Origin of the sequence: Streptococcus infantis (assembly GCF_047465035.1) — a bacterium.
Classification (GTDB): domain Bacteria; phylum Bacillota; class Bacilli; order Lactobacillales; family Streptococcaceae; genus Streptococcus; species Streptococcus infantis_T.
Genome location: NZ_JASHAQ010000018.1, coordinates 1 through 24,419, shown reverse-complemented (window position 1 = coordinate 24,419; position 24,419 = coordinate 1). Strand labels below are relative to the sequence as shown.

Here is a 24,419-nt window from a genome sequence, read left to right as displayed (position 1 = left end):
TTTGTGTTAAGATTTTTATTACTCCATAAGAAACCTTGTAATGAAATGTTTGCATGTTCTGCTTTTAATTTTTTTGGTTGTGTCTGTTTATAGAGTTATTTCTAGTAACTCTCAAGTAACTCTCATCAAGAATTGGTTTGGGGATAGGAAAGGAAAAAGACGATGAAATTGTTAAAAGTAGTCATTGCTGTAATCATTGTAGTAGTGAGCCTTGGCTTAGTAGTATTCATAGGAGCGAGTATGTATGCTGTTACTACAATCAATTTGCTATCTAACTCAGTCTATTATGCGCAACGGATGCCTCATAAGGAGGGGACAGAACCCGACTTAGTCATGTTGATTGAAAACATGGGGGAGATTTATACTCCGAAAATTGAAGGTATTCGCTATGATGATGGAGCGAAATTTATCGAAAATTCTATCGATTCAAGTGGTAATCCTACCAGTTTTGGTGAGTTTGATGGAGGTTATGGCTACAGTGATAAAAACGATGTGTCCTATAAGTTTGATAAGAATTTTGAGCTTGAGTGGACCCTCGATAAAGAGTATAAAGAAATTGATCTTGCAACAATTGATGAAACAAAGATAAAAGGAGAGATTAGAGAGACCCTTAAACCCATACTTGATGTACAATCTAAGCCCGTTGTCAATCTTCAATGGTTGTTTAATATGAAGTATCAGGATAGGTTTAATTAGAGATGCAGATAGGTCTTTAATTTGAAATTAAACTGAACAAAAGTGATTGAACTCTTAGAAATGCGATGCTGATATTTCTGAGAGTTTTTCTATCGCCATGCAAAACTTTCAAAATAGATTTTTAAAAATTGAACGGTTTCTGAAGAGTTAGTTCAAAAAATAAAGACACAACTCCAGACAGTAGCTCTTTCTCTATAAATGAGTAACATACCATAGATGAAGATAAAAACAGTGAGGGATTTCCTCAGAGAGTAAAGAGTAAGTTTAATTTACTAGAGAGACCTGTTTCAAGATAAAAGTTTAAGGTTTTGCTATCTCTTTTATTGATTTTGTGATATAATTAACACGTAAAAAAAATTAAGGAGTCTTTCCAAATGGCAAAATTGACTGTTAAAGACGTTGAGTTGAAAGGGAAAAAAGTTCTCGTTCGTGTTGACTTCAACGTACCTGTAAAAGATGGCGTGATTACTAATGACAACCGTATCACTGCAGCTCTTCCAACTATCAAGTACATCCTTGAACAAGGTGGACGTGCGATTCTTTTCTCTCACCTTGGACGTGTAAAAGAAGAAGCAGACAAAGCTGGTAAATCACTTGCTCCTGTAGCTGCTGACTTGGCTGCTAAATTGGGTCAAGAAGTTACATTCCTTCCAGGTGTAACTCGTGGTGCTGAATTGGAAGCAGCTATCAACGCTCTTGAAGATGGACAAGTTCTTTTGGTTGAAAACACTCGTTTTGAAGATGTTGACGGTAAGAAAGAATCTAAAAATGATCCTGAACTTGGTAAATACTGGGCATCACTTGGAGATGGTATCTTCGTAAACGATGCATTCGGTACAGCTCACCGTGCACACGCATCTAACGTTGGTATCTCAGCAAACGTTGAAAAAGCAGTTGCTGGATTCCTTCTTGAAAACGAAATTGCTTACATCCAAGAAGCTGTTGAAGCTCCAGAACGTCCATTCGTGGCTATCCTTGGTGGTTCAAAAGTTTCAGATAAGATCGGTGTTATCGAAAACTTGCTTGAAAAAGCTGATAAAGTTCTTATCGGTGGTGGGATGACTTACACATTCTACAAAGCACAAGGTATCGAAATTGGTAACTCACTTGTAGAAGAAGACAAATTGGATGTCGCTAAAGCTCTTCTTGAAAAAGCAAACGGCAAATTGATCTTGCCAGTTGACTCAAAAGAAGCGAACGCATTTGCTGACTACACTGAAGTGAAAGACACTGAAGGTGAAGCAGTAGACCCAGGATTCCTTGGTTTGGATATCGGTCCTAAATCTATCGCTAAATTCGACGAAGCTTTGACTGGTGCGAAAACAGTTGTATGGAACGGACCTATGGGTGTATTTGAAAACCCTGACTTCCAAGCTGGTACAATCGGTGTAATGGACGCTATTGTTAAACAACCAGGTGTGAAATCAATCATCGGTGGTGGTGACTCAGCTGCCGCAGCAATCAACCTTGGTCGTGCAGACAAGTTCTCATGGATTAGTACGGGCGGAGGCGCTTCAATGGAACTTCTCGAAGGTAAAGTTCTTCCAGGACTTGCAGCTTTGACTGAGAAATAAGAATATAGAAAAAGGAGGACTCAGGTTCTCCTTTTTTTGCGCTCTTTTAAAGTTAAAGAGTACTGAGGGATAATTGGACAGAATCCAAAAAAAACAGTAAAATAGAGGAATACCAATCTAAATGAAATTTGAGTGATGAACGTGGAAAAAAGAGAGAATCTTACAAAAACAGCTATTTGCGGTATTATCAATGTTACCCCAGATTCTTTTTCTGACGGGGGCCAATTTTTTGCTATTGAAGAAGCCTTAAAACAGGCTAGAAAATTGATAGCTGAAGGTGCCACTATCTTAGATATCGGTGGAGAATCTACTCGACCTGGAAGTGGCTATGTTGAGATTGGAGAGGAAATCCAGCGTGTGGTTCCAGTCATTCAGGCTATTCGTCAAGAAAGTGATGTTCTGATTTCGGTCGATACTTGGAAAAGCCAAGTGGCAGAAGCAGCTTTAAATGCTGGTGCCAATATAGTCAATGACATTACAGGCCTTATGGGGGATGAGAAGATGGCAGAGGTGGTTGCCAGGGCTGGAGCTCAGGTGGTCATCATGTTTAATCCAGTCATGGCACGTCCTCAGCACCCTAGTTCACTTATCTTCCCTCATTTTGGATTTGGAGAGACTTTTACAAAGGAAGACTTGGCTGAATTTGAACAACTATCAGTTGAAGAATTGATGATAGCTTTCTTTGACCGTGCTCTAGTAAGAGCGAAAGCAGCAGGGATTTCGAAAGACAAGATCATGCTGGATCCAGGAATTGGCTTTGGTTTGACAAAGAAAGAAAATCTCATCCTCCTACGTGACCTTGATAAATTGCACGAAATGGGCTATCCTATCTTTTTAGGAGTCTCTCGCAAGCGCTTTGTCATCAATATCCTTGAAGAAAATGGCTTTGAAGTCAATCCAGATACAGAAGTTGGTTTCTGCAATCGGGACATAGCTTCGGCTCATGTGACCAGCATTGCTGCTAGACAAGGTGTGGAAGTGGTGCGCGTGCACGATGTAGCCAGTCACAAGATGGCAGTCGAAATTGCATCAGCCATCCGTCTGGCAGACCATGCGGAAAATTTAGATTTGAAACAATATAAATAACATGAATAAAAACGAAACGAATCAGTGGATAGCAAACTACCGGACAGATCAACCGCATTTTGGTCTGGAGAGGATGGTGGAGCTATTAGCCTTACGTGGCAATCCTCATCTTAAACTCAAGGTTATTCATATTGGTGGAACCAATGGAAAGGGCTCTACTATAGCTTTTTTGAAGAATCTGTTGGAAAAGATGGGACTAAGAGTTGGTGTCTTCAGCTCTCCTTATCTGATTCATTATACCGATCAGATTGCTATTAACGGCGAGTCCATCCCAGAAGCGAGATTGGAAACGCTGATGGCGGACTATCGCTCACTACTTGAGGGGGAGCATGCTCAAACCTTGCAAGGAACGACAGAATTTGAGATTATCACTGCTATAGCTTATGATTATTTTGCTTCTGAGCAAGTCGATGTGGCGATCATGGAAGTTGGTATGGGCGGACTTTTGGATAGTACCAATGTCTGCCAACCTATCTTGACTGGCATCACGACTATCGGATTAGACCATGTAGCGCTTTTAGGGGATAGCTTGGAAGCCATAGCAGAGCAGAAAGCAGGGATTATCAAGCAAGGAGTTCCTCTAGTGACAGGACACATTGTCCCAGAAGCCTTGGCGGTTATCGACCAGATTGCGAAAGCGAAACAAACTTCTAGGCTTGCTTATGGGGAAGATTACCAAGTTAGCCATCAAGAGAGTGTGGAGACGGGCGAAATCTTTGATTATTCAAGCTCAGTCAGACAGGGTCGTTTCCAAACAGGATTGCTTGGTTTGCACCAGATAGAGAATGCAGGGATAGCGCTGACTTTGTTGGATACTTATTGCCAAGCGACTGGTCGAGAATTGCCAGATAATGCTTTAGTGGCTCAAGCTTTAGAAGAAACAAGCTGGCCTGGACGCTTGGAAGTTGTTTCTAGAGAACCTTTGATGATTTTAGATGGGGCCCACAATCCTCATGCCATCAAGGCCTTGTTGGCTACCTTGAAAGAACGCTTTACGGACTATCAGAAGGAAATCCTCTTTACTTGTATCAAAACCAAGGCCTTGGAGGAAATGTTGGACTTGCTAGAAACCTTGCCCGATAATAAGATTACGCTAACTCATTTTGAGGATAGTCGGGCGACGGATGAAAAAGTCTTGAAAGAGATGTCTGATTCTAGAAATCTCAACTACCAAGATTGGCAAAAATTTCTAGACCAAAAATTATCAGAAAATGAAGAGAAAAAAACAGTTAGGATTATCACGGGTTCATTATACTTTTTAGCCCAAGTGAGAGCCTACCTAATGGAGAGGAAAAATTAGAATGGATACACAAAAGATTGAAGAAGCTGTAAAAATGATTATCGAGGCAGTTGGTGAGGATGCAAATCGCGAAGGCTTGCAGGAAACACCAGCCCGTGTCGCTCGTATGTACCAAGAGATTTTTTCAGGTCTTGGGCAAACTGCTGAAGAGCACCTGTCAAAGTCCTTTGAGATTATCGATGACAATATGGTAGTGGAAAAGGATATCTTTTTCCATACCATGTGTGAACATCACTTCTTACCATTTTATGGTCGAGCTCACATTGCCTATATCCCAGATGGGCGTGTAGCAGGCTTGTCTAAGCTAGCTCGTACGGTGGAAGTTTACTCTAAAAAGCCACAGATTCAAGAGCGTTTGAATATCGAAGTTGCTGATGCCTTGATGGAGTATTTGGGTGCTAAGGGAGCTTTTGTTGTCATTGAAGCAGAACATATGTGTATGAGTATGCGTGGTGTTCGAAAACCAGGAACTGCGACCTTGACTACAGTAGCTCGTGGTCTATTTGAGACAGATAAGGATCTTCGGGATCAGGCTTATCGTCTGATGGGACTATAAAAAATCCGCGTCAAGCGGATTTTTCTAGAAAGGACTAGTTATGGATCAACTGCGAATTAAAGACCTAGAAATTTTCGCCTTTCATGGACTCTTTCCTAGTGAGAAGGAACTGGGGCAGAAGTTTGTCGTTTCAGCCACCCTATCCTATGATATGACCAAGGCTGCGACAGACTTGGATTTAACTGCTTCTGTCCATTACGGAGAACTTTGCCAGCAATGGACGACATGGTTTCAGGAAACGAGTGAGGATTTGATTGAAACAGTAGCCTACAAACTAGTAGAGCGTACTTTTGAGACCTACCCTCTCGTTCAAGAGATTGAGCTGGAACTAAAAAAACCTTGGGCACCCGTGCATCTGCCCCTTGATACTTGTTCAGTAACCATCCACCGTCGCAAAAAGCGTGCCTTTATCGCTTTAGGAAGCAATATGGGGGATAAGCAAGCGAACTTGGAGCAAGCTATTGACAAACTGCGAGCTCGTGGCATCCATATTCTCAAAGAGTCCAGTGTCTTAGCGACGGAGCCTTGGGGTGGAGTGGAGCAGGATAGCTTTGCTAATCAAGTGGTTGAGGTGGAAACCTGGTTGCCAACTCCAATCTTGTTAGAAACCTTGTTAGAGATTGAATCAGAGATGGGACGGGTCAGAGAGGTGCATTGGGGACCTCGCTTGATTGACCTAGATTTGCTCTTTGTAGAGGACCAGATCATCTATACAGACGACCTCATCTTGCCCCATCCTTATATTGCTGAGCGCCTCTTTGTTTTAGAGTCTTTACAGGAAATAGCTCCGCATTTTATTCATCCAATACTGAAACAACCGATTCGCCACTTGTACCAAGGATTGAAAAAATAAGAAAACTCTAGTTTCCTAAGTAGATAGAGGAGACTAGAGTTTTTAAAATAGGTCATTTTCTTCTGGTAGGAGAATGGTTTCCTTCCCATCCATATCCATGACCAGAACTTTAGGTGGATAGAGTGGGTCAAAGGGATGATTGAAGTCGAATTCAATCGTAGTTGGTAGATGTTGACTAGAAAAACGAAAAGTGATGGAGCCTTCATGATTCAAAAGTCGAAATTCCAATTCATCTTCTAGCTCAAAAACATGCTTTAAAAAATGATCGATTATATACCAGATTGAATCGATAACATCGTCGGGTAAATTGGTCACCACACCGAAACTGGCACATCGTCTATGAGAATCTGTAAAAGCCATTCCTATCTCCTAATTGATTTTTTTATTATCATACTGCAAACTGCTAGAAAAATCAAGAAAAGTCAACTACCTTTAAAAATATGAGAATGATTTTGAAATTTTTTCAACGAATCTTCATCAAACGCTTGAAAATGCTTACAATTAGTGGTAAAATGAGAACAGTGGAATCATGAAAACAAAATTTTCAAAGTAGAAAGGAAACGGAATGAACACAGATGATACAGTAACAATTTATGACGTTGCCCGAGAAGCGGGAGTGTCAATGGCGACTGTCAGCCGTGTTGTCAATGGCAATAAAAATGTTAAAGAAAATACTCGAAAGAAAGTCTTAGAGGTTATTGAACGTCTAGATTATCGTCCTAATGCAGTAGCACGTGGTCTAGCAAGCAAGAAAACGACAACAGTTGGAGTCGTCATTCCAGATATCACAAATACTTATTTCTCTGCCCTTGCTAAAGGGATTGACGATATCGCGGAGATGTACAAATACAACATCGTCCTTGCTAACAGTGATGAGGATGATGAAAAGGAAGTATCTGTGGTCAATACTCTCTTTTCTAAACAGGTGGATGGCGTTATCTTCATGGGTTATCATTTAACTGAGAAGATTCGCTCAGAGTTTTCACGCTCACGCACACCTGTGGTTCTTTCAGGAACAGTGGATGTGGAGCACCAACTTCCAAGTGTCAATATTGACTATAAACATGCTACGGTTGATGCAGTCCGGCATCTCTTGAAACGAAATAAAAAAATTGCCTTCGTTAGTGGACCATTAGTGGATGATATTAATGGCAAGATTCGCTTATCTGGTTACAAAGATGCTTTGAAAGAAGCGGGAATTAACTACAGTGAAGGTCTTGTTTTCGAATCAAAATACCGTTATGATGATGGCTATGCCTTGGCAGAACGTTTGATTTCTTCTAAAGCAACCGCAGCGATTGTAACAGGAGATGAACTAGCAGCAGGTGTGTTGAACGGACTTGCTGACAAGGGAGTTTCTGTACCAGAAGACTTTGAAATCATCACCAGTGATGATTCGCAAATCGCGCGTTACACTCGTCCAAACCTAACCACCATTGCGCAACCTTTGTATGACCTTGGTGCTATTAGTATGCGTATGTTGACGAAGATTATGCATAAGGAAGAGTTAGAAGAGCGTGAAGTTCTTTTGCCACATGGTTTGGTAGAACGTCATTCAACTCGTAAAGATTAACAAGAAGAGGTCGGGATAAAAATCCCGACCTCGCTTTTTAGTAGTAAAAACTTTTTAGCCAATAGTTCAAGCATCAAGTTGATGGTAGAAGGCTTTGGGGGTGACTAGAAAACAAGACTTGATCTAGTAATTTCTATCTCACCGACTTTTTTATACTCAATGAAAATCAAAGAGCAAACTAGGAAACTAGCCGCAGGTTGCTCAAAGCACTGCTTTGAGGTTGTAGATGAAACTGACGAAGTCAGTAACCATACCTACGGCAAGGCGACGTTGACGAGGTTTGAATTTGATTTTCGAAGAGTATTATCCTTCCATATAGGCTCGTAATTCCTCTCCTCTAAGGCCAGCATTGATAGCAATGAGGAGTTTGAGACGAGCCTTTTGAGCGTTTAACTCTTTGACAAAGAAGACACCAGCATTTTGCAGGCAAACGCCACCACCTTCATAGGCATAAACAGGTTCGGCAATCCCGTTAAAACAACGAGAGACCAAGGCGATTGGAAGTCCTTCTTGGATGAGGGCGTTCAATTTTTGTGCTGTTTCCTTGGGAACATTTCCAGCACCAAAGGCCTGGATAATAAGTCCATCCAGTTGGTCAACGGGAAGTAAATCAAGGAGTTCTTCTGTCATACCAGCATAGACAGGGATAATAGGGACCAAGCCTTGAATCTTATCAAGGTCAAAACGAACACGGGGTTCAGCTGTTTTAAAGTAGAGAATCTCGTGTTTCATGATGAGCCCAAGAGGGCCATGGGTCGGCGTTTGAAAGGTGCTAACATTTGTTGTATGCGTCTTGGTCACATACTTAGCAGCGTGAATTTCGTCATTCATCACGACCAAGACACCCTTATCAGCAGCCTTATCGTCACTCGCTACGCGAAGGGCACTGAGATAATTGTAGACACCATCGCTTCCAAGTTCGTTGGAACTACGCATGGCCCCTGTTAGTACGATCGGTTTGTGGGGAACCTCCATAGTATCAAGGAAATAGGCAGTTTCCTCCAAGGTATCTGTCCCATGTGTAATCACGAAACCGTCATAATGATCAGCCTCCTCTTTAATTTTTTGATAGAGAGCCAGCATATGCTTTGGTTTAATATGGGGACTTGGCAGATTAAAAAAGTCGAGAGCGTGGACTTCAACTCCCTCAAGTTGATTGGATACATGATTCATAGGGTTGTCTTGACTAGTCACAACAGCGCCAGAGTCATCGGCTTGCATGGAAATAGTACCACCCGTATGTAAAACAAGGATTTTCTTAGGCATGATTTACTCACTCTTTCTGAAATGTGGTATAATCATTGTATCACAAAAGGGGAGATTGAGGTAGGATGGAAGTCAAAGCTGTTTTTTTTGATATCGATGGAACACTGGTCAACGATCGCAAGAGTGTTTTGAAATCCACTAAGGATGCGATTAAGATTGTGAAGGAACAGGGAGTGCTTGTTGGAGTAGCGACAGGGCGAGGACCTTTTTTTGTTAAGGATTTAATGGAAGATTTAGATCTGGATTTTGCTGTAACCTATAACGGCCAATATATCTTTAATAAAGACAGAGTTTTGTTTACAAGTCCTCTTTCCAAATCTCATTTACGGCAGTTGATAGCCTATGCTAAAAAAGAGGGCAAGGAGATTGCTTTGGGGACCAAGGATGCCATGCTTGGTTCGAAAATCATGTCTTTTGGCCTAGGTTCTTTTTCGCAAAGAGTGAGTCGTTTTGTCCCCTCTATGTTGACTCGTACAGTTAGTCATTCCTTTAATCGAATGGTGAGTAAGGTCGTTCCTCAGAAGGAAGAAGATCTGCTCCAGTTGATGAATCAGCCAATTTATCAAGTTTTGATGCTAATGACACCAGAAGAATCTGAGAAAGCAGCAGCTGATTTTCAAGACTTGAAATTGACTCGTAGTAATCCTTTTGCGGCCGATGTCATAAATCAAGGAAATTCCAAGCTAGAAGGTATTCGCCGAGTCGGAAAAGAGTATGGTTTTGATCTCAATCAAGTCATGGCCTTTGGTGACTCGGATAACGACCTAGAAATGCTGGCGGGTGTCGGTATGTCTGTCGCTATGGGAAATGGTAGTAGCAGTGTTAAGGAAGTTGCTAAGCACATTACAACCAGCAATCAGCAAGACGGAATCCACAAGGCCTTGGAACATTTTGGCGTTCTGGCCTCAGAAAAAGTCTTTGTCAGCCGTGACTATCATTTCAATAAGGTCAAGACCTTCCACCACATGATGGATGAACGGACCCAAGAAGAACCTCGAGCTTGGGATTTAGAAGGTGCAACCCACAGGGCTGGCTTTAAAATAGAAGAATTGGTGGAGTTTGTTCGAGCAGCCAGTCCCTCTGAAGAGAACTTTGGTCAAGCTCTATCGCAACTTCATCAAGCTCTTGATAAGGCAGCAGATAAAGTTGCTAAGAAAACGCCTGCTAAGCAAGATTTGATAGGACAAGTAGATGCCTTGATAGACACCCTATACTTCACCTATGGTAGCTTTGTTTTGATGGGGGTGGATCCAGAACGGATTTTTGATATTGTCCATCAAGCCAATATGGGTAAAATGTTCCCTGATGGAAAAGCTCATTTTGACCCAGTGACCCACAAAATCCTAAAACCAGATGACTGGGAAGAAAAATACGCTCCAGAACCAGCCATTAAAAAGGAAATTGAGCGCCAGATAAAGGCCTATGAACGCCACAAGGAAAGAGCCGATAAGAAATAGGCGGTAGGAAAGGAAGCCGGGAATGATGTTTTTATTTCCTAGCTCCAACTACGACATCAACAGTTTATAGTTGGTTGAATCTAGAATAGTACACTACAGATTCTAAAAAAACTTCTAGAAATCAAGTTGGCTTTCCCAATCTCTTTGTTCGCATCTTAATTCAATCTATTATATAAAAAAATGAGGTTAGGAGAAAAATCCCAACCTCATTTCTGTTTTTATTACAAAGTTTTATCCTTATCTCTAACGACGAGAAGGTCAACGCTGGTATGGCGTAGGATATATTCTGATGAAGAACCAACTAGCAGGCGCTCAAAGGCATTGAGTCCTGTTGCTCCAACTAAAATCAAATCAACCTTTTCTTTGTCTGGAATTGTTTTAGCTAAGAGAGTTTTAGGGTTACCCATCTCAATAACAACTTTTATGTCTGTGAGACCAGCATCTCTTGCACGCTTTTCATATTCTGCCATCAAATCGTTGGCCTCTACTTGCAATTCTTCGTAAACTTCAGCATCAAATGTTGAGATGCTTTGAAGAGCACGTGTGTCAATGACATGAGCAATAGTTAGTTTTGCTTGGTTACGCAGTGCTGAATGAACCCCTTTGATGAAAGCCAAGTCAGCTTCCTTAGAACCGTCAACTGCTACCATGATATTTTCATAACGTTGTGTCATAGCAAAAACCTCCTCATTCTTATTACCTTCATTGTAATCCTTTTCACTAAAAAAGTAAAGTAAAAAACGATAGAAAAGATAGGTGCTTTTTGACTTTGACTTGGAGTTTGTTATAATAAAAATAGAAAAGCTAAGAGGAAAAGATATGACAAAAATCGCAGTATTATCAGATATACATGGCAATACAACAGCCTTAGAGGCTGTTCTGGCAGATGCCCAGAAGTCGGAGGTTGATGAGTATTGGCTCTTGGGAGATATCCTCATGCCTGGAACAGGACGAAAAAATATTCTCCAGATACTGGACACTTTACCCATCACCCATAGAGTTTTAGGGAATTGGGAGGAGAGCTTGTGGCGCGCCTGCCATCGTCAGTTAGATGAAACCAGACCCAGTCATCGTTATCTCTTACGCCAATGTCAGTATATTATGGAAGAACTCAGCATCGAGGAGATTGAGGCACTGCAGGACTATCCTTTGCAAGTGCATCGCCAGTTTGGAGATCTGAAGCTAGGGATTAGTCATCACTTGCCTGATAAAAACTGGGGAAGAGAGCTGATTCATCTTGGTAAGCAAGAGGATTTTGATCGTCTTGTCACCAATCCAGATTGCGATATTGCCATTTATGGCCATATCCATCAGCAGTTTCTTCGTTATGGTAGTGGTGGCCAGCTTATCCTGAATCCAGGTTCGATTGGGCAACCCTTCTTTTTATCTGGGAATTTACGCAAAGACTTGCGGGCCCAATACATGATCTTAGAATTTGACGAAAAAGGTTTAAAAGATGCTGATTTTCGTCGTGTCGATTATGATATTGAGGCAGAATTACAGCTAGCCAAAGACTTACAATTACCCTACTACCAAGTTTATTATGAAAGTTTGGTTAATGGGATTCACCATACCCACAATCAGGACTTGTTGCACGAAATCGCTCAGAGTCAAGGACATGATGTTGAATTGGATGACTGGCTTAGTGGTAACTCTTGACATTACAACTAGAAGAGATATAATAAACTTAAGAAAAGAAGGAACTAATCTGACGAAAAAAGGAGAAGAGGATGCAAATTTCAAGCCGATTTACCATTGCGACACATATGTTGGTAATCATTGCCCTAAAAGGGAAGGAAAGCAAGGTGACTAGTGATTTTCTAGCTAGTAGTGTTGGAGTCAATCCTGTCATTATCCGTAAGACCTTATCTCAACTGAAAAAGGCGGAGTTGATCTCAGTTGCGCGTGGAACTGGTGGAGCAGAGATTATCAAAAATCTTGAGGATATCAGTCTTTTGGATATTTATCAAGCGGTCGAATGCCTTGGAAAAACTGGACAACTCTTTAGTTTTCATGATAATCCCAATCCAGCCTGTCCAGTTGGCGCAAATATCCACGGGGTTTTAGATGAGAAATTACAAAAGATTCAGCTAGCCATGGAGCAGGAGCTGAGCCAAACCAGTCTTGCTCAAGTGGTGGCAGATGCAGAAGCAAGGATGGAGAAATAAGAGCTTCTAGAAAGAGGCAGAACCTAGACATACCCTATCAGTAATAAAAAAATTGTCCTTATAGAGGTTGGATACTATATAGTAAAAATTCTTAGAAATGTTGACATAATGCTATTTTTAAGAGTTTTTTTATTTTCTCTAGTAAAAGAAAGAGATTGAAGCAAGTTGATCAAAATGAACCTTTTTTTAAATCTGAAGAGGAGAGACACAAACATAATTTTAGTAGAATATTGAGTATAAATCTTTCCACAATAAAACGCATATTATCAAGTTTTTTTAAACATCTGAATAATATGCGTTTTTCTGATTTTAAAGACTTTTCTCCCAGCCTCTTTTTACATGTTTTTCTATCAAGTTGCTGGATTTATAGAGTCCTTGCTTTTATTGTTCCTTTCTTGACTTGAGGAAGCTACCAAGTCCAAGGAGGGATAGGAGGCTGATTCCTGCAAGAGTAAGAAGAGATTTGCTCTCAGTTCCTGTGTTTGGAAGGACTTTCTGAGAAAGAGCCTCTGCAGCAGTTTCTTGGGTTTCAGGATTTGCTGCTAGGTTTTGGGCTTGCCCTTGCCCTTGTTCTTGTTCGACATTCAAGCTAGAAAGATCAAATTCTGGTTTTTCTTCCACAGCTGGGGCAACGATGGCACCGCCTTGAGCGATTCGAAGAACAGTGGCTGTAAGGGCATTTAATTTCAAGCCTTTTTCAGTCCATTCAAGTCCTTGAGGGTTGGCAATTCCGACTGGTCCTGCTTGGTTTTCATCTGCTAAAACTTCAGCATTTCTTAGATGTGCAAAGGCAGTTCCCAAATTAAATTCGCGAGCTTTTTCGTCCGCATTGACAAAGACTGCGTAGATATCTCCGTTTGGAGCAGTGATTTGGTAGCCAATCACTACATCTTCTTTGTCCACACCATTTTGGCCTGGGATAGTGATGAGGTGGACACGGTCCTTGATATCTTGAAGACTCTTAAGTCGGAAGGCGTCTGTAGATTGGCGAAGTGCAATTAAACCTTTCATGTAGTCACGGCTCTTGACATTTTCAGGATAAGCTTTTCCATCAGTTGCCTTGGTCCAATCAAACTTGTTGACAGCATCACTAGAGTCATAAGAATCATGGATGAAGTAAGGATAGTCAAATGGGTTACCGTCCTTATCACGCAACAAGTGAGATTTATTTGGTACCTTATCTTCTGAAACTGGAGTCTTGTAGGCTGGGTCACGGAATTGTTTGGTACGTCCGTATTCCTGACCAGAGTGAATAAATGGAGTTCCTTGAGCTGTCAAGACCATGAGATTTCCGAGGCGCAAACGACGATGGATTTCCGCATAGTTTTCAGCCTTGCTTGGGTCTTTTTTGATTGATTGGGCAATGATGTCAAAGAGGGTCAAGTTATCATGGGCTGCGATGTATTGAATCACATCTCCAGGGCTATCTGCTTCAAAGTTGGTTGGTTGAGCAATTAGATTTTTAAAGATGGTATTGATATCGCGTTTTCCACCTGTGATAAAGGCAGGTTGACCTTCATTTGGATAACCAGACTTGAGGTTGTTACGGATGTCATCTGAAAATACAGCGACAGTATCGGTATGTTTCATCCAATCTTGGTCAGCAGCTTTAGTAGGCATATTTTCATCACCAGAATAGGTTCTCCAACCTTCACCAAGCATGATGAGATTTGGATTGAGGGCGCGTGCAGCCTTGTAAGCTTCTTCGACAGAAGCTGCATCATGATCTCCCATCATATCGAAACGGAAACCATCTACTTTATAGGTTTCAACTAGATACTTGATAGAGTCTACCATGACGCGTTTAGACATGTAGTGGGTTGTTCCTAGACGACCACCACCAAAGCTAGTACGAGGTGTCCCATCTGCATCCATGAAGTGGTAGTAGTTTGGCTCAATGTCTTCAAAGATATCAACATTGGCAGTATGGTTGTAAACTACGTCTAAGATAGCACCCATGCCACGTTTATGGATTTCGTTGACAAGGTTCTTAAATTCTGCGATACGTTTTTCTGGGTCCTTAGGATTGCTTGAGTACATACCAGTCAAGGAGAAGTAGTTTTGAGGATCATAACCCCAGTTGTAGTTGCTATCGCTTGAAGCATAGGCGGACAAGCGTTCATGGTTTTTCAATTCATTGACATAGTAGTATGACAAGACTGGAAGGAGCTGGATGTGGGTTACACCCAAGTCTTTGAGGTAGTCTAGTTTTTCGATAAAGGCTTCAAAAGTACCAAATGGTTTGGTCAAATCTTTTGCGATAGCAGGATCTGAGGTAAAGTCACGAACGTGAGCCTCGTAGATAACAGCATCTTCACGAGATTTGAAGTTATGAATCTTACCATAAGTCAGGTCTTGAGGTCCAAGTTTTGCTGGATCCACAAAAGCAGCTTTAGCAACTTTATGGGCAGGATCTGTTTTTGCTAGATCACTGTTCCAAGCAGCGAGAGATTTAGCGTAAGGATCGAGTGCGAGAACAGTCTTGCCTTGGCGCTCAATTTGATATTGGTAGTAGTAGCCAGTATAGTTGCTGATGCCAAGACCAGAGTTTTCATTCAGAGTTTGTTTCCAGGTTCCTTTTTCTCCTTTTTCAAGGGCGACGGTTCCGACCACTTTTTCAGGATCTTTCTTATCGTAGACGACAACTGAAACCTTATCGGCACTTGGAGACCAAAGAGTCAGATCAACACGTTTACCATCTTCTTTAAGATTTGCACCGAGTGGACCATCGTAACTGTAAGTCTCATCTTTGAGACGCCAGCTTGAACGAGTTGTAAAACGGTCTGAATCGTAGGCAACTGTATAAGGGTTTTTAGTGTCCGAAAAATCACCGATGTAGGTTACCTTCTTACCTGCTTCATCGATTGTAACATCGGAGATAGCCACTTTATTCCCTTGGTGGTCAGTGATGTTGGAATGTTTAAGGATGTCTTCTTTTTTAGCACCAACCAAGGTAGAAAAACTACTTTCAATACGGGACTTAGCCACATGTTGGGCACCAGTCATACGGATGTCATGCACATAGTAAGGGTTGGTGTAGATTGTTTCGTCATCATCCTTAAGGAAGATTTGACTGTGGTTTTTCAGGTCAGTAAATTTATAATCTTCTTTTCTGATTTTCACATCATCGCCTTTCTTGCTCTCATCTAATAGTAAAAATCCAAATTCTCTGGCGGCTTCATTGAGCGGAATATCGATGTAGCGTCCGTGTTTTCCACTTGCAGTAAAGTCTGTACCGTCAGGCCATTCTCCACTACTTGGAGTCTTCACATCTCCCCAGTACCAGAGAGATTTCTTGTCATAGTTGCCATCGGTGCGGAAATAGTTGACGCGGATTGTTCCAGCTGGCTGCGGTTGGTAGTTATGAACCTTGAAGTCCTCATCAAGCCAAGCTTCATTCATCTTTGGAGAGAGGCGCTCTACCGAACGGTCTCCAGTAAGGTTGTCACCTTTGGAGTTGTTGATGAGGAAGCTGACTTTCTTGGCTTGTTCATTTTTTAGTTTGACATCTAGGTAGTAGCCGTAGTCGTCTTTCTTGGCATCCTTGAAGGACTGGGCGCCATTTGGCCAGTTCTCAGATGGTTTTTCAACATCATCCCAAGTCCAAAGACCTTGCGAATCTTGGTTTTCTTGGGGAAGTTTTTTGACGTGGATACGGAAGTAGTTGTCTTGGATTGGATTTTCAGCTACAGTGTCTGCTGGCGCAGCTTTCTCAGCAGCTAGACTTGATACTTCAGTTTTCTCGTCTTTATTGTTTGGAAGGCTTGCACTAGTCTCAGTTGTAGCTGTTTCAGAAACTGCTACTGGTTCAGATGTTTTAGACTCTAGGGAAGCGTTTGCATCTTTGTGGTCCAAAATAGGCGTTTTTTCCTCAGCTTGGCTGGTTTCTGTAGTAACTGGGCCTGCACTAATAGCGCTTACATTTTCTTGTGTGCCAAGACTAGTTTCAGCTGCAGATACAGAAGGTGCTGTTAAGGCAAGGAGGATAAAGCTTGCTCCAATAAGGACAGAGCCAGTTCCGTTTTTCAGAGAACGGATGCTGTAAATCATTTTTTTATCTGGTTGAGATGACGTGTTTTTCATAGACACTCTCCTATTGTTTATTTTTATCCTAGTATATCATGGAGTAAGAGTTTATGCAATCGTTTTCTTTTGTTTTGTAGATGAGAAATCAGACTAGGTGAAAAATCAACCTCCATTAAAATCAAAACCCCTTTTTGTTGATAGTCTACTGAAGAAATATCCTAGCCTGAGTAAAAACATTGAAATTGACCAGCTAATCAGTAGATCTTGCTATATTCTAGCAAAGCAAGGAAAAGTCTTTTGTTAGACTGAAATAGATAGGTTATAGTTAAATAAAATCTGAATAAATTTACTAGAGAAGTTAAGTCAATTTCTAGCAATTTTTTAGAATTCACAATGCAGAGTAGATTGAATCTAGAATAGTACATAACGGCTGCTAAAAATATTTCTAGAAATAAGTTTGATTTTCCTAATCTATTTGTTTATATCTTATTTGAATCTACTATAGTGTTTTCTATTCAATCTGCTACACAACAAAATTATAGTAGATTGAATCTAGAATAGTACATAACGGCTGCTAAAAATATTTCTAGAAATTAGTTTGACTTTTCTAATCGAATTGTTCATACCTTATTTCAATCTACTATAGTGTTTTATATTCAATCTATCATACAACAAAATTATTGTAAATGAGCAAAATTTTATCGACAAGTGCGAATCTATAGTTGACTGATTTTAGAATAGTAGGATGTAGTTCTTAAAAATTGTAAGAAATTGATTTGATACTCTTCAAAAATCTCTTCAAACCACGTCAGCTGCGTCTTGCCGTACTCAAGTACAGCCTGCGGCTCGCTTCCTAGTTTGCTCTTTGATTTTCATTGAGTATGAATTTCCCGATTGATTTGGCTTTTATTTCATTTCCCTACACTTTTGAAAGTAAAAACGCATAATATCAAGTTTTTAAGATGCCTGACATTATGCGTTTATATCTGTTTTAGCCTGCTTGTTTGGTCATAAAACAGAGGCTATTTTTAAAGTTTACCAATGGAAAGAGTATTGAGTTCATTGACGACTTGTAGATTAGCCATGCGACCGACGTTCATGAGCTTCGGATGAACCAATCCTTCAATATCAAAGTTTGTAATGATGGCATCGTAACCCGCTTCCATGATTTCATCAACATTGAGTGTCTCTTTATCCCATGTTTCAAAGTGAATGTTTTTAGAGGTGTAAAATTGATAAAGTGAAATCAAGGCCTGAGGATGGGCAAAGTCAAACTCACTCAAAACAAGAACACGAACCTTAGTTTGGCGCTTTAGGAGTTGTTCCATTAGATCAGTTGCGTGGGTTAAAAGAGTATAGACTAGATGGATTACAGCGTGAAGTTTATCCTTTTGTCCCAAGCTAGACTTATAGCGCATCATTTCAAAACTAGCTGCTTCGTAAAAATCTGGGAAGAACTTTTTAATCTTATTCACTGCATAAGATTTATTATGAGAAATGATAGATTCTGAGTTGATTTCTTGACGTTCTAGAAATGCAGTGTTATGCAAGTGCCAAATCAATTGATCGGTATTTGAAAAGTGGACATCAAACTGTCGGGTAAGATTGTCTAGGACATCTCGAGCTGAGTGATAGGAGTGATCGACTTTCTCATTGTCTTTCCGCGCCTCTAGGAAATCCTCGACCGTGAAGAAAATCTCCTCTTGAGTATAGGAGCTGAAAATTTGGTCAAGAGTTGTAAAATCGAGTGTGATTCCAAGACGATCACCAAGAGATTGCAATTCCTGCTGGAAGTTTGAAAGTTGACTAAAAATAGGGCGAAGAGGGTCAAACTCGATTTCCTCTTTAGGTCTCGGTAAAATCTTTACTCGATGGAGATTGACTGCAATTTGTGTCTTCAGCTGAAGCATATTTTGGTAGGTGATGGGATAGCCTGTTATCTTGACAAGAAAAGTCACAATTTCCTCTACATCTTCAGAAGACAGATGAAATGGCCATTTGAAGAAACCATAGGCTTCATGGAAATACTGGGCAAAAAAGAAGCGAATGTCTCTTTCGTCTCCAATAATTGAAATAGGCGTCACCTTGAGCTTGAATTTATATTTTGACTGCAGAATATTATTGATTTCAGCAACCTTCTTACGAAGTGAGGGAAGAGAAATGTCAAGCGTTTGAACTAGGTGCTCGAAAGTAAATGGTTCTTCTAATAGGAAGAAAGCTCTGAGTACCTGAAAATTAACAGACTCTTGCAAAACGTGTCTATAAATTCGCTCAATACCAAAATTATGTTCGTTCCTCAGTATGATACCAGCGGTTGATGATAGAATATCAAAACACGAAAGTTGCTCGCGCATTTCTTTGATATCGCTTTTGATGATGCGTCCATTCAAATCTAGAATATCAGCCAAGGTGTCAATATGAATCCATTCTTGGTTCTCAAATAAGTATTCTAGAATTTTTAATTGTCTCTGTTCTTTGTGAGATAATAGTTCTCTCATGGGAAATACTCCTTGGAAATATAAAGTCTTATAAACAAAAAAAGATAAAAACAATTATCAGGGCTTTTTTCTATTATAGCATGTTTTCGGAAAAAATTTTTAAAATTCGTTTATAAATTATCAAATTTTATAATAATTTTACTAAAAAAAGAGTAAATTTGGAAATGATTTGCATCAAATGTTTTTTTTTTTTCTAAAAGGAGCAAAAAACTTGACTATGTTGATACCATATTTTATAATAGCAACGTATGTAAAACACATGCGACTCTAATAAAAAATAAATAGGAGATAAGAATGTATTTTAATCGTAAAAATGCAGAGCAGAAGAACTGGCGTATGATTAAAAAAGGAAAACATTTCCTTTTTGGTTGTTCGCTTGTTTTTGCGGTCGGAGCTAGCTTAGCTATTCAAACGGTCCATGCAGACACAGCATCGGAATCTACAGTTGAGAGTGGCTCAAAAGCTAAAGAGGCTAAGCCTGGATATGGTGGAGAAATGGGGACTTATGAAGCTCCTGCTGCTGTGGCAGAGACTCAGCCAGCAACAGTTGGAAAAGCAGTGGTAGCGGAAAACACTACTGCTAAAACAGCTAACAAAGAAGCTTTGACCCAGTTGGTCGAAGAAGTAAAAGGCTTGGACAAAGCAGGAAAGACAGAAGACTCTCTTTCTCGCTTGAACACAGCACTTGAACAAGCACAAAATGTTTTGGCAAATGCAGAAGCTAGCCAAGACCAAGTGGATGCAGCAGTCGCTAGTCTCAAAGAGGCAGTAGCTCAACTTGCTGCTAAAGAAGAAAAAGCAACAGCAGTAGCCACTGAAGCTAAAGCTGAAGCGACAGAGGATAAAGCTGAAACAGCAGTAGCGGAAACTGAAGTAGCTCGTCCAAGAGGCAAACGTGATCTAAGTTCACGTGCAGCAAACCGTTCAGTTGACGGATCAGTCGCTGAAGGTGAATTTGCTGGTGCGGGTGTCAAGCAGTTTCAGTCAGTTCGCTACAGTGTGGATGGAGACAGAACAACTTGGACAATTAGTGTTGTACCGCAGCATAAGAATCACCAAGCTGCTGGCTTGGTGGTCGCATCAGATGATACAATTCAAAGTATTACTGTCGTAGACCGTGGTCCTAATGCTGGACGTCTGAATGAGGATTATTACGTTGAGAAAGATTTTGGAAAGCTCCCTGCTATGAGCAATCACAAAGCTTTGGCGTCTCATTATAAATACATTGGTGGAGGAGTTCCTGATTCGCTTACCTATAGTGTAGTGACTAAAGGGACCCGTCACAATCTGTTTGCTCGTTTTGCAACAGCTATTGTAAAAAACTCACTAGAAAATGGTGGGATGAATGGTTCATCAGCTGTTAAAAATCGTACTTCAGACTTCCCAGAAGTCGGTATCAATCTTTCATCAAGACTTGCACCACAACCAGGAGTCAACAACACCTACACCCAAACAAATGACACGATTACAGTGCCTACTATAGCTTCTACAGATACAGTCTTGACAGGTACAGGAACACCAGGTGCCCGCATCAATATTAAGAGTGAGGGTAAAACTGTTAATGATAGTACCGTAGTTGGACAGAACGGACAGTGGTCATTCCCAATTACTATTGGTTTGAATAGTAACGTTACTGGTGGGGCACAGCTGGTTCCTGGGAGTCAAATCAGCGTTAGCCAAACAGTTGGTGGAGTAGAAAGTGCTGCTACACCTGTAAACGTCTCTCTAGGTCACTCAGAGATCGTTCCATCATCTAAATCAAAACAACAAAATAATCTTGTTGAAAATGATAGAAACGTTACCTTGAAAGTACCGCATGATGCAGGAGCAGCTTATTTCCAATTTACGGACGCAGATGGCAATGCTCGAGAAGTTGTGCTTAAACGTGATGCTGTTCCAGGCAACTGGCAAGTAACAAACAGTGCACTTGCAAGTGTTGCTTCAAGTGATCAAGGAGCCCACTACTCAACGATCAACTTGACCTTGAACAAAGATATGAAAGCTGGAACAACAGCACGAGTTATCTCTAACATGAAAGAAGGCAGCTACTCAAGTCTTCAAGGATGGCAATCACGTAACGTTGAAGAAGCTCCAAAAGAGGAGACTCCAGCACCACAACCACAGCCACAGCCACAACCAGAACCATCAAAACCAATTACTCCAGCAGTAGATGGCGCAACTACAGCCCCAGCATCAGCCCCAGAAATTGTCAATGATTTGGCAGGTAAAGCAAGTACTCCAGCTGATGTAACAGTGAAAGCACCAGCAGGTTCAACTGTTAAACTTTACAACAAAGATGGCGTTGTGATCGGTGAAGCCGTAGCTAACGATAAAGGTGTAGCAACTGTTCACCCTACAAACAGCCTTCCTGAAGGAGAGATCACAGCTACTTCAACACCAGCAGGTGGAACAGAGTCAGCTAAGAGTGCACCGATTACAGTTACAAAAACACCAACGCCGATTTCGAACGATGAGGTGACCAAGGGTCCTTATAAGTTGCAAATGATCACCAATACGACAAAGGTGACACTTTATCGTGGAGATAAACTTACTTTAACAGGTGATGCTGCTGGGACAGCTTTGCGTTGGTTCGGAATTGTTCCAGAAACAGCTTTTAATGTAAAAGGGGTAGAACCATCGGGTGGATTGTCTACTAATGGAAGTGCAGCAATAAGAAACAGCCATGCTGAAGCAAAAGGTACTGTTGCATGGACCCAACCTCTAGGGGATACTAAGGTCGTCTTTAGAGCTACTGGAAGTCCAGAGCCAACAAGTAATCAGAAAGTATCGATTGATCGAGTAATCACTGTTACAGTTCTTGAGACTACTAAAAAGTATGACCCAGTTGCAGGTACAAAAGTAGATATTGCAAATCCAAACAACGTTAGTGAAGATGAAAAGAACAAGATCATCAACTCAGTTAAAACTGCGAACCCAAGTCTTCCAGCAGGTTCACAATACAGTGTAGATGAAAAGGGTAACCTTACAATCACATACCCTGATAAATCAACAGATAAGGTTGCAGCAGCATATCTCGTTAACCCAACAACTCCTGCACGTGAAAACGTAGCACCAACAGTAGAAATTCCTTACTCTAATAAAGCTGAAAAAGAAGTTTATGTCTATGGTGGAGAAGCAAACTCATTCGATATCAAATTCAAAGATGATAGTGGAAAAATTGCAAGTGCTACTGTAAACGCTGGAGGAAACCAAGCATTTAAACCAGTTGAAGGTGAAGCAAATAAAATTAACACTCAATTTGGATTTAAAGCAAATGTTATCTCTGCTGAAACACCAGCAACAGCAGATGCACCAGCAGTCATTACTTATTCAGGTACTCCAGCACCAGAAGGGAAATTTACACAAAACGACTTAGATGCTGCCACTAGAGGTGAAAATCCAAAAGGTGTAGCTTTAGGATGGCGTTATGCAACTGCAACGGATACAGATGGTGCGAAAATTGAGAATGGAGCAACAAATGCTTCAAACCCAACTGACCCAGGTGCATTCCGTGTCATGCTTAAGGCACAAACTCAAAAATATGACATTGTAGCTCCAACAGAAAAAGTTGCTGTAGCAGACCCAACGAATGTAACAGATGACGACTTAGCTAAAATCAAAGAGAAACTCCAACTTGAGTACTCTCAAACGAATGATGATGCTAACTTGGCAGACAAAAAAGGTACAGCTGTAGCTGATAAAGATGCTAAGATTCAATCAGTCACAAAAGACGCTGATGGAAATCTTGTTGTGACCTATAAAGATGGTTCTCAAGATAAGAAACCATTGTCAGAATTTGTAACTAAAGATACAACAACTCCTGCACGTGACAACGTAGCACCAACAGTAGAGATTCCTTACTCTAATAAAGCTACTAAAGAAGTTTATGTATACGGTGGAGAAGCAAACTCATTCGATATCAAATTCAAAGATGATAGCGGAAAAATTGCAAGTGCTACTGTAAAACAAGGTGGTAACAAAGCGTTTGCTGATGTTGCAGGTGAAGCAAATACCATCAACACTCAATATGGATTTAAAGCAAATGTTATCAATGCTGAAACTCCGGCAACAGCAGATGCACCAGCAGTCATTACCTACTCAGGTACTCCAGCAGCAACAGATGGTTTATCAAAAGAAAGACTAGATGCAGCAACTAAAGGAGAAAATCCAGAAGGTTTGGCTTTGGGATGGCGTTATGCAACTGCAACGGATACAGATGGTGCATTTATTCAGAATGGAGCAACAAATGCTTCAAACGCAACTGACCCAGGTGCATTCCGTGTCATGCTTAAGGCACAAACTCAAAAATATGACATTGCTACTCCAACTGAAAAAGTTACTGTAGCAGATCCAGCAAATGTAACAGAAGCTGAGTTGGCTAAAATCAAAGAAAAAGTCCAACTTGAGTACTCTCAAAACAACGATGACGCTAACTTAGCAGACAAAAAAGGTACAGCTGTAGCTGATAAAGATGCTAAGATTCAATCAGTCACAAAAGACGCTGATGGAAATCTTGTAGTAACCTATGCAGATGGTTCTCAAGATAAGAAACCATTGTCAGAATTTGTAAACGTAGCTCCAACAGTTGAGCTCCCATACTCAAATGAAGCTAAGAAAGAAATTTATGTTTATACAGGTGAAAACACTGATTTAACATTCAAAGCATCAGACAACACTGCTGTTAAAGATATGTATGTACGTGGTCCTGGTGGTATTGGAAAAGATAATACGGCAGATTACGGTTTCACAACTGGAAAAATCGAGAATTCAGCAGTCACTCATGGTGATGGTACTGTATCAGGTGCTACAGCTACTATTAAGATGACAGGTGTTACAACACTTAAAGCTCCAAACCATTGGACAAGCTTTGTTGTTGCTAATGACAATGATAATGCACCATCAACTACTGATTTTAGAGCATTGGATCAAAACCCTAATGCAACTCAGACACCAGGATATGTTCACTTTATCGTTAAATCTCAAACAGATAAGTACGATATTGCAACTCCAGCTCCAGCTGATAAAGTTGAAGTAGCAGATCCAGATAAAGTAACAGATGCTGAGTTAGATAAAATCAAAGAAAAATTACAACTTGAGTACAAAAAAGATAACGATGATGCGAACATCGCAAAAGATACTCCAGTTGATAAAGATGGTAAGATTAAATCAGTCACAAAAGATGACAAAGGAAATCTTGTAGTAACCTATACAGATGGTTCTACAGATACAAAACCATTATCAGAATTTGTAACTAAAAAACCAACAGATGCAGATAAGAACGAGCCAACACCAAAAGCTCAAACTGTAGATAAAGGAACTGAACCAAAAGCAGAAGATTCAATCGGTAACTTGAAAGATCTTCCTAA

16 protein-coding genes are annotated in these 24,419 nt (G+C 40.6%); 11 read left to right on the top strand and 5 right to left on the bottom strand.

The window, feature by feature from the left end; genetic code table 11:
* The first annotated feature begins 162 nt into the window (after nt 1–162).
* The 6 genes from QM406_RS08100 to folK all read left to right on the top strand — a co-directional run bounded on the left by QM406_RS08100 (nt 163) and on the right by folK (nt 6,065).
* Nucleotides 163–696 (top strand): hypothetical protein, encoded by a 534-nt coding sequence (locus QM406_RS08100; protein WP_075231975.1) that lies wholly within the window; start codon nt 163–165, stop codon nt 694–696.
* A gap of 374 nt (nt 697–1,070) precedes the next feature.
* Nucleotides 1,071–2,270, top strand: coding sequence for a phosphoglycerate kinase (locus tag QM406_RS08095; RefSeq protein WP_001096781.1), 1,200 nt, complete (start codon nt 1,071–1,073; stop codon nt 2,268–2,270).
* A gap of 135 nt (nt 2,271–2,405) precedes the next feature.
* Nucleotides 2,406–3,356, top strand: coding sequence for a dihydropteroate synthase (folP, locus tag QM406_RS08090; protein WP_414273919.1), 951 nt, complete (start codon nt 2,406–2,408; stop codon nt 3,354–3,356).
* A gap of 1 nt (nt 3,357) precedes the next feature.
* Entirely contained in the window at nt 3,358–4,656 is a 1,299-nt protein-coding gene (locus tag QM406_RS08085; RefSeq protein WP_414273918.1) for a bifunctional folylpolyglutamate synthase/dihydrofolate synthase, read from the top strand.
* A gap of 1 nt (nt 4,657) precedes the next feature.
* On the top strand, nt 4,658–5,212 hold the full coding sequence (gene folE, locus QM406_RS08080; protein ID WP_000380927.1) for a GTP cyclohydrolase I FolE: 555 nt from the start codon (nt 4,658–4,660) through the stop codon (nt 5,210–5,212).
* A gap of 40 nt (nt 5,213–5,252) precedes the next feature.
* Nucleotides 5,253–6,065 (top strand): 2-amino-4-hydroxy-6-hydroxymethyldihydropteridine diphosphokinase, encoded by an 813-nt coding sequence (gene folK, locus QM406_RS08075; RefSeq protein WP_153224892.1) that lies wholly within the window; start codon nt 5,253–5,255, stop codon nt 6,063–6,065.
* Nucleotides 6,066–6,107: 42 nt separating this feature from the next.
* Here the strand turns inward: folK and QM406_RS08070 are convergent, their stop codons facing one another.
* Complete coding sequence (locus QM406_RS08070; protein WP_311522812.1) at nt 6,108–6,425, bottom strand: DUF960 domain-containing protein; 318 nt, start codon at nt 6,423–6,425, stop codon at nt 6,108–6,110.
* Nucleotides 6,426–6,630: 205 nt separating this feature from the next.
* On the opposite strand from QM406_RS08070, the gene ccpA reads away from it, so the two are divergent.
* Nucleotides 6,631–7,638, top strand: a complete 1,008-nt coding sequence (ccpA, locus tag QM406_RS08065; RefSeq protein ID WP_311522810.1) for a catabolite control protein A — start codon at nt 6,631–6,633, stop codon at nt 7,636–7,638.
* A 303-nt stretch (nt 7,639–7,941) separates the two neighbouring features.
* Here ccpA and QM406_RS08060 read toward each other — a convergent pair whose 3' ends face one another.
* On the bottom strand, nt 7,942–8,904 hold the full coding sequence (locus QM406_RS08060; RefSeq protein WP_414273917.1) for an asparaginase: 963 nt from the start codon (nt 8,902–8,904) through the stop codon (nt 7,942–7,944).
* Between the two features lie 65 nt (nt 8,905–8,969).
* Between QM406_RS08060 and QM406_RS08055 the strand changes: the two genes are divergently transcribed.
* The gene (locus QM406_RS08055) at nt 8,970–10,361 is read left to right on the top strand and encodes a Cof-type HAD-IIB family hydrolase (RefSeq protein ID WP_414273916.1); all 1,392 of its coding nucleotides are present in this window, start codon (nt 8,970–8,972) and stop codon (nt 10,359–10,361) included.
* A 221-nt stretch (nt 10,362–10,582) separates the two neighbouring features.
* Here the strand turns inward: QM406_RS08055 and QM406_RS08050 are convergent, their stop codons facing one another.
* Nucleotides 10,583–11,035 carry a universal stress protein gene (locus tag QM406_RS08050; RefSeq protein ID WP_049504821.1) on the bottom strand — a complete coding sequence of 151 codons (453 nt, stop codon included), beginning with the start codon at nt 11,033–11,035 and terminating at the stop codon, nt 10,583–10,585.
* A 145-nt stretch (nt 11,036–11,180) separates the two neighbouring features.
* Here QM406_RS08050 and QM406_RS08045 point away from each other — a divergent pair, with 145 nt between their 5' ends.
* Nucleotides 11,181–12,020, top strand: coding sequence for a metallophosphoesterase family protein (locus tag QM406_RS08045; protein ID WP_311522807.1), 840 nt, complete (start codon nt 11,181–11,183; stop codon nt 12,018–12,020).
* Nucleotides 12,021–12,091: 71 nt separating this feature from the next.
* Nucleotides 12,092–12,529, top strand: a complete 438-nt coding sequence (locus QM406_RS08040) for an Rrf2 family transcriptional regulator (RefSeq protein ID WP_414273915.1) — start codon at nt 12,092–12,094, stop codon at nt 12,527–12,529.
* Between the two features lie 381 nt (nt 12,530–12,910).
* Here QM406_RS08040 and QM406_RS08035 read toward each other — a convergent pair whose 3' ends face one another.
* Together QM406_RS08035 and QM406_RS08030 are read right to left on the bottom strand one after the other, a co-directional pair.
* Nucleotides 12,911–16,612 (bottom strand): pullulanase, encoded by a 3,702-nt coding sequence (locus QM406_RS08035; RefSeq protein WP_414273914.1) that lies wholly within the window; start codon nt 16,610–16,612, stop codon nt 12,911–12,913.
* A gap of 971 nt (nt 16,613–17,583) precedes the next feature.
* Nucleotides 17,584–19,053: a M protein trans-acting positive regulator PRD domain-containing protein gene (locus QM406_RS08030; protein ID WP_414273913.1), complete on the bottom strand. Its 1,470-nt coding sequence runs from the start codon at nt 19,051–19,053 to the stop codon at nt 17,584–17,586.
* Nucleotides 19,054–19,347: 294 nt separating this feature from the next.
* On the opposite strand from QM406_RS08030, the gene QM406_RS08025 reads away from it, so the two are divergent.
* Nucleotides 19,348–24,419 (top strand): Rib/alpha-like domain-containing protein (locus QM406_RS08025; RefSeq protein WP_414273912.1); only part of this gene is annotated, 5,072 nt, incomplete at its 3' end.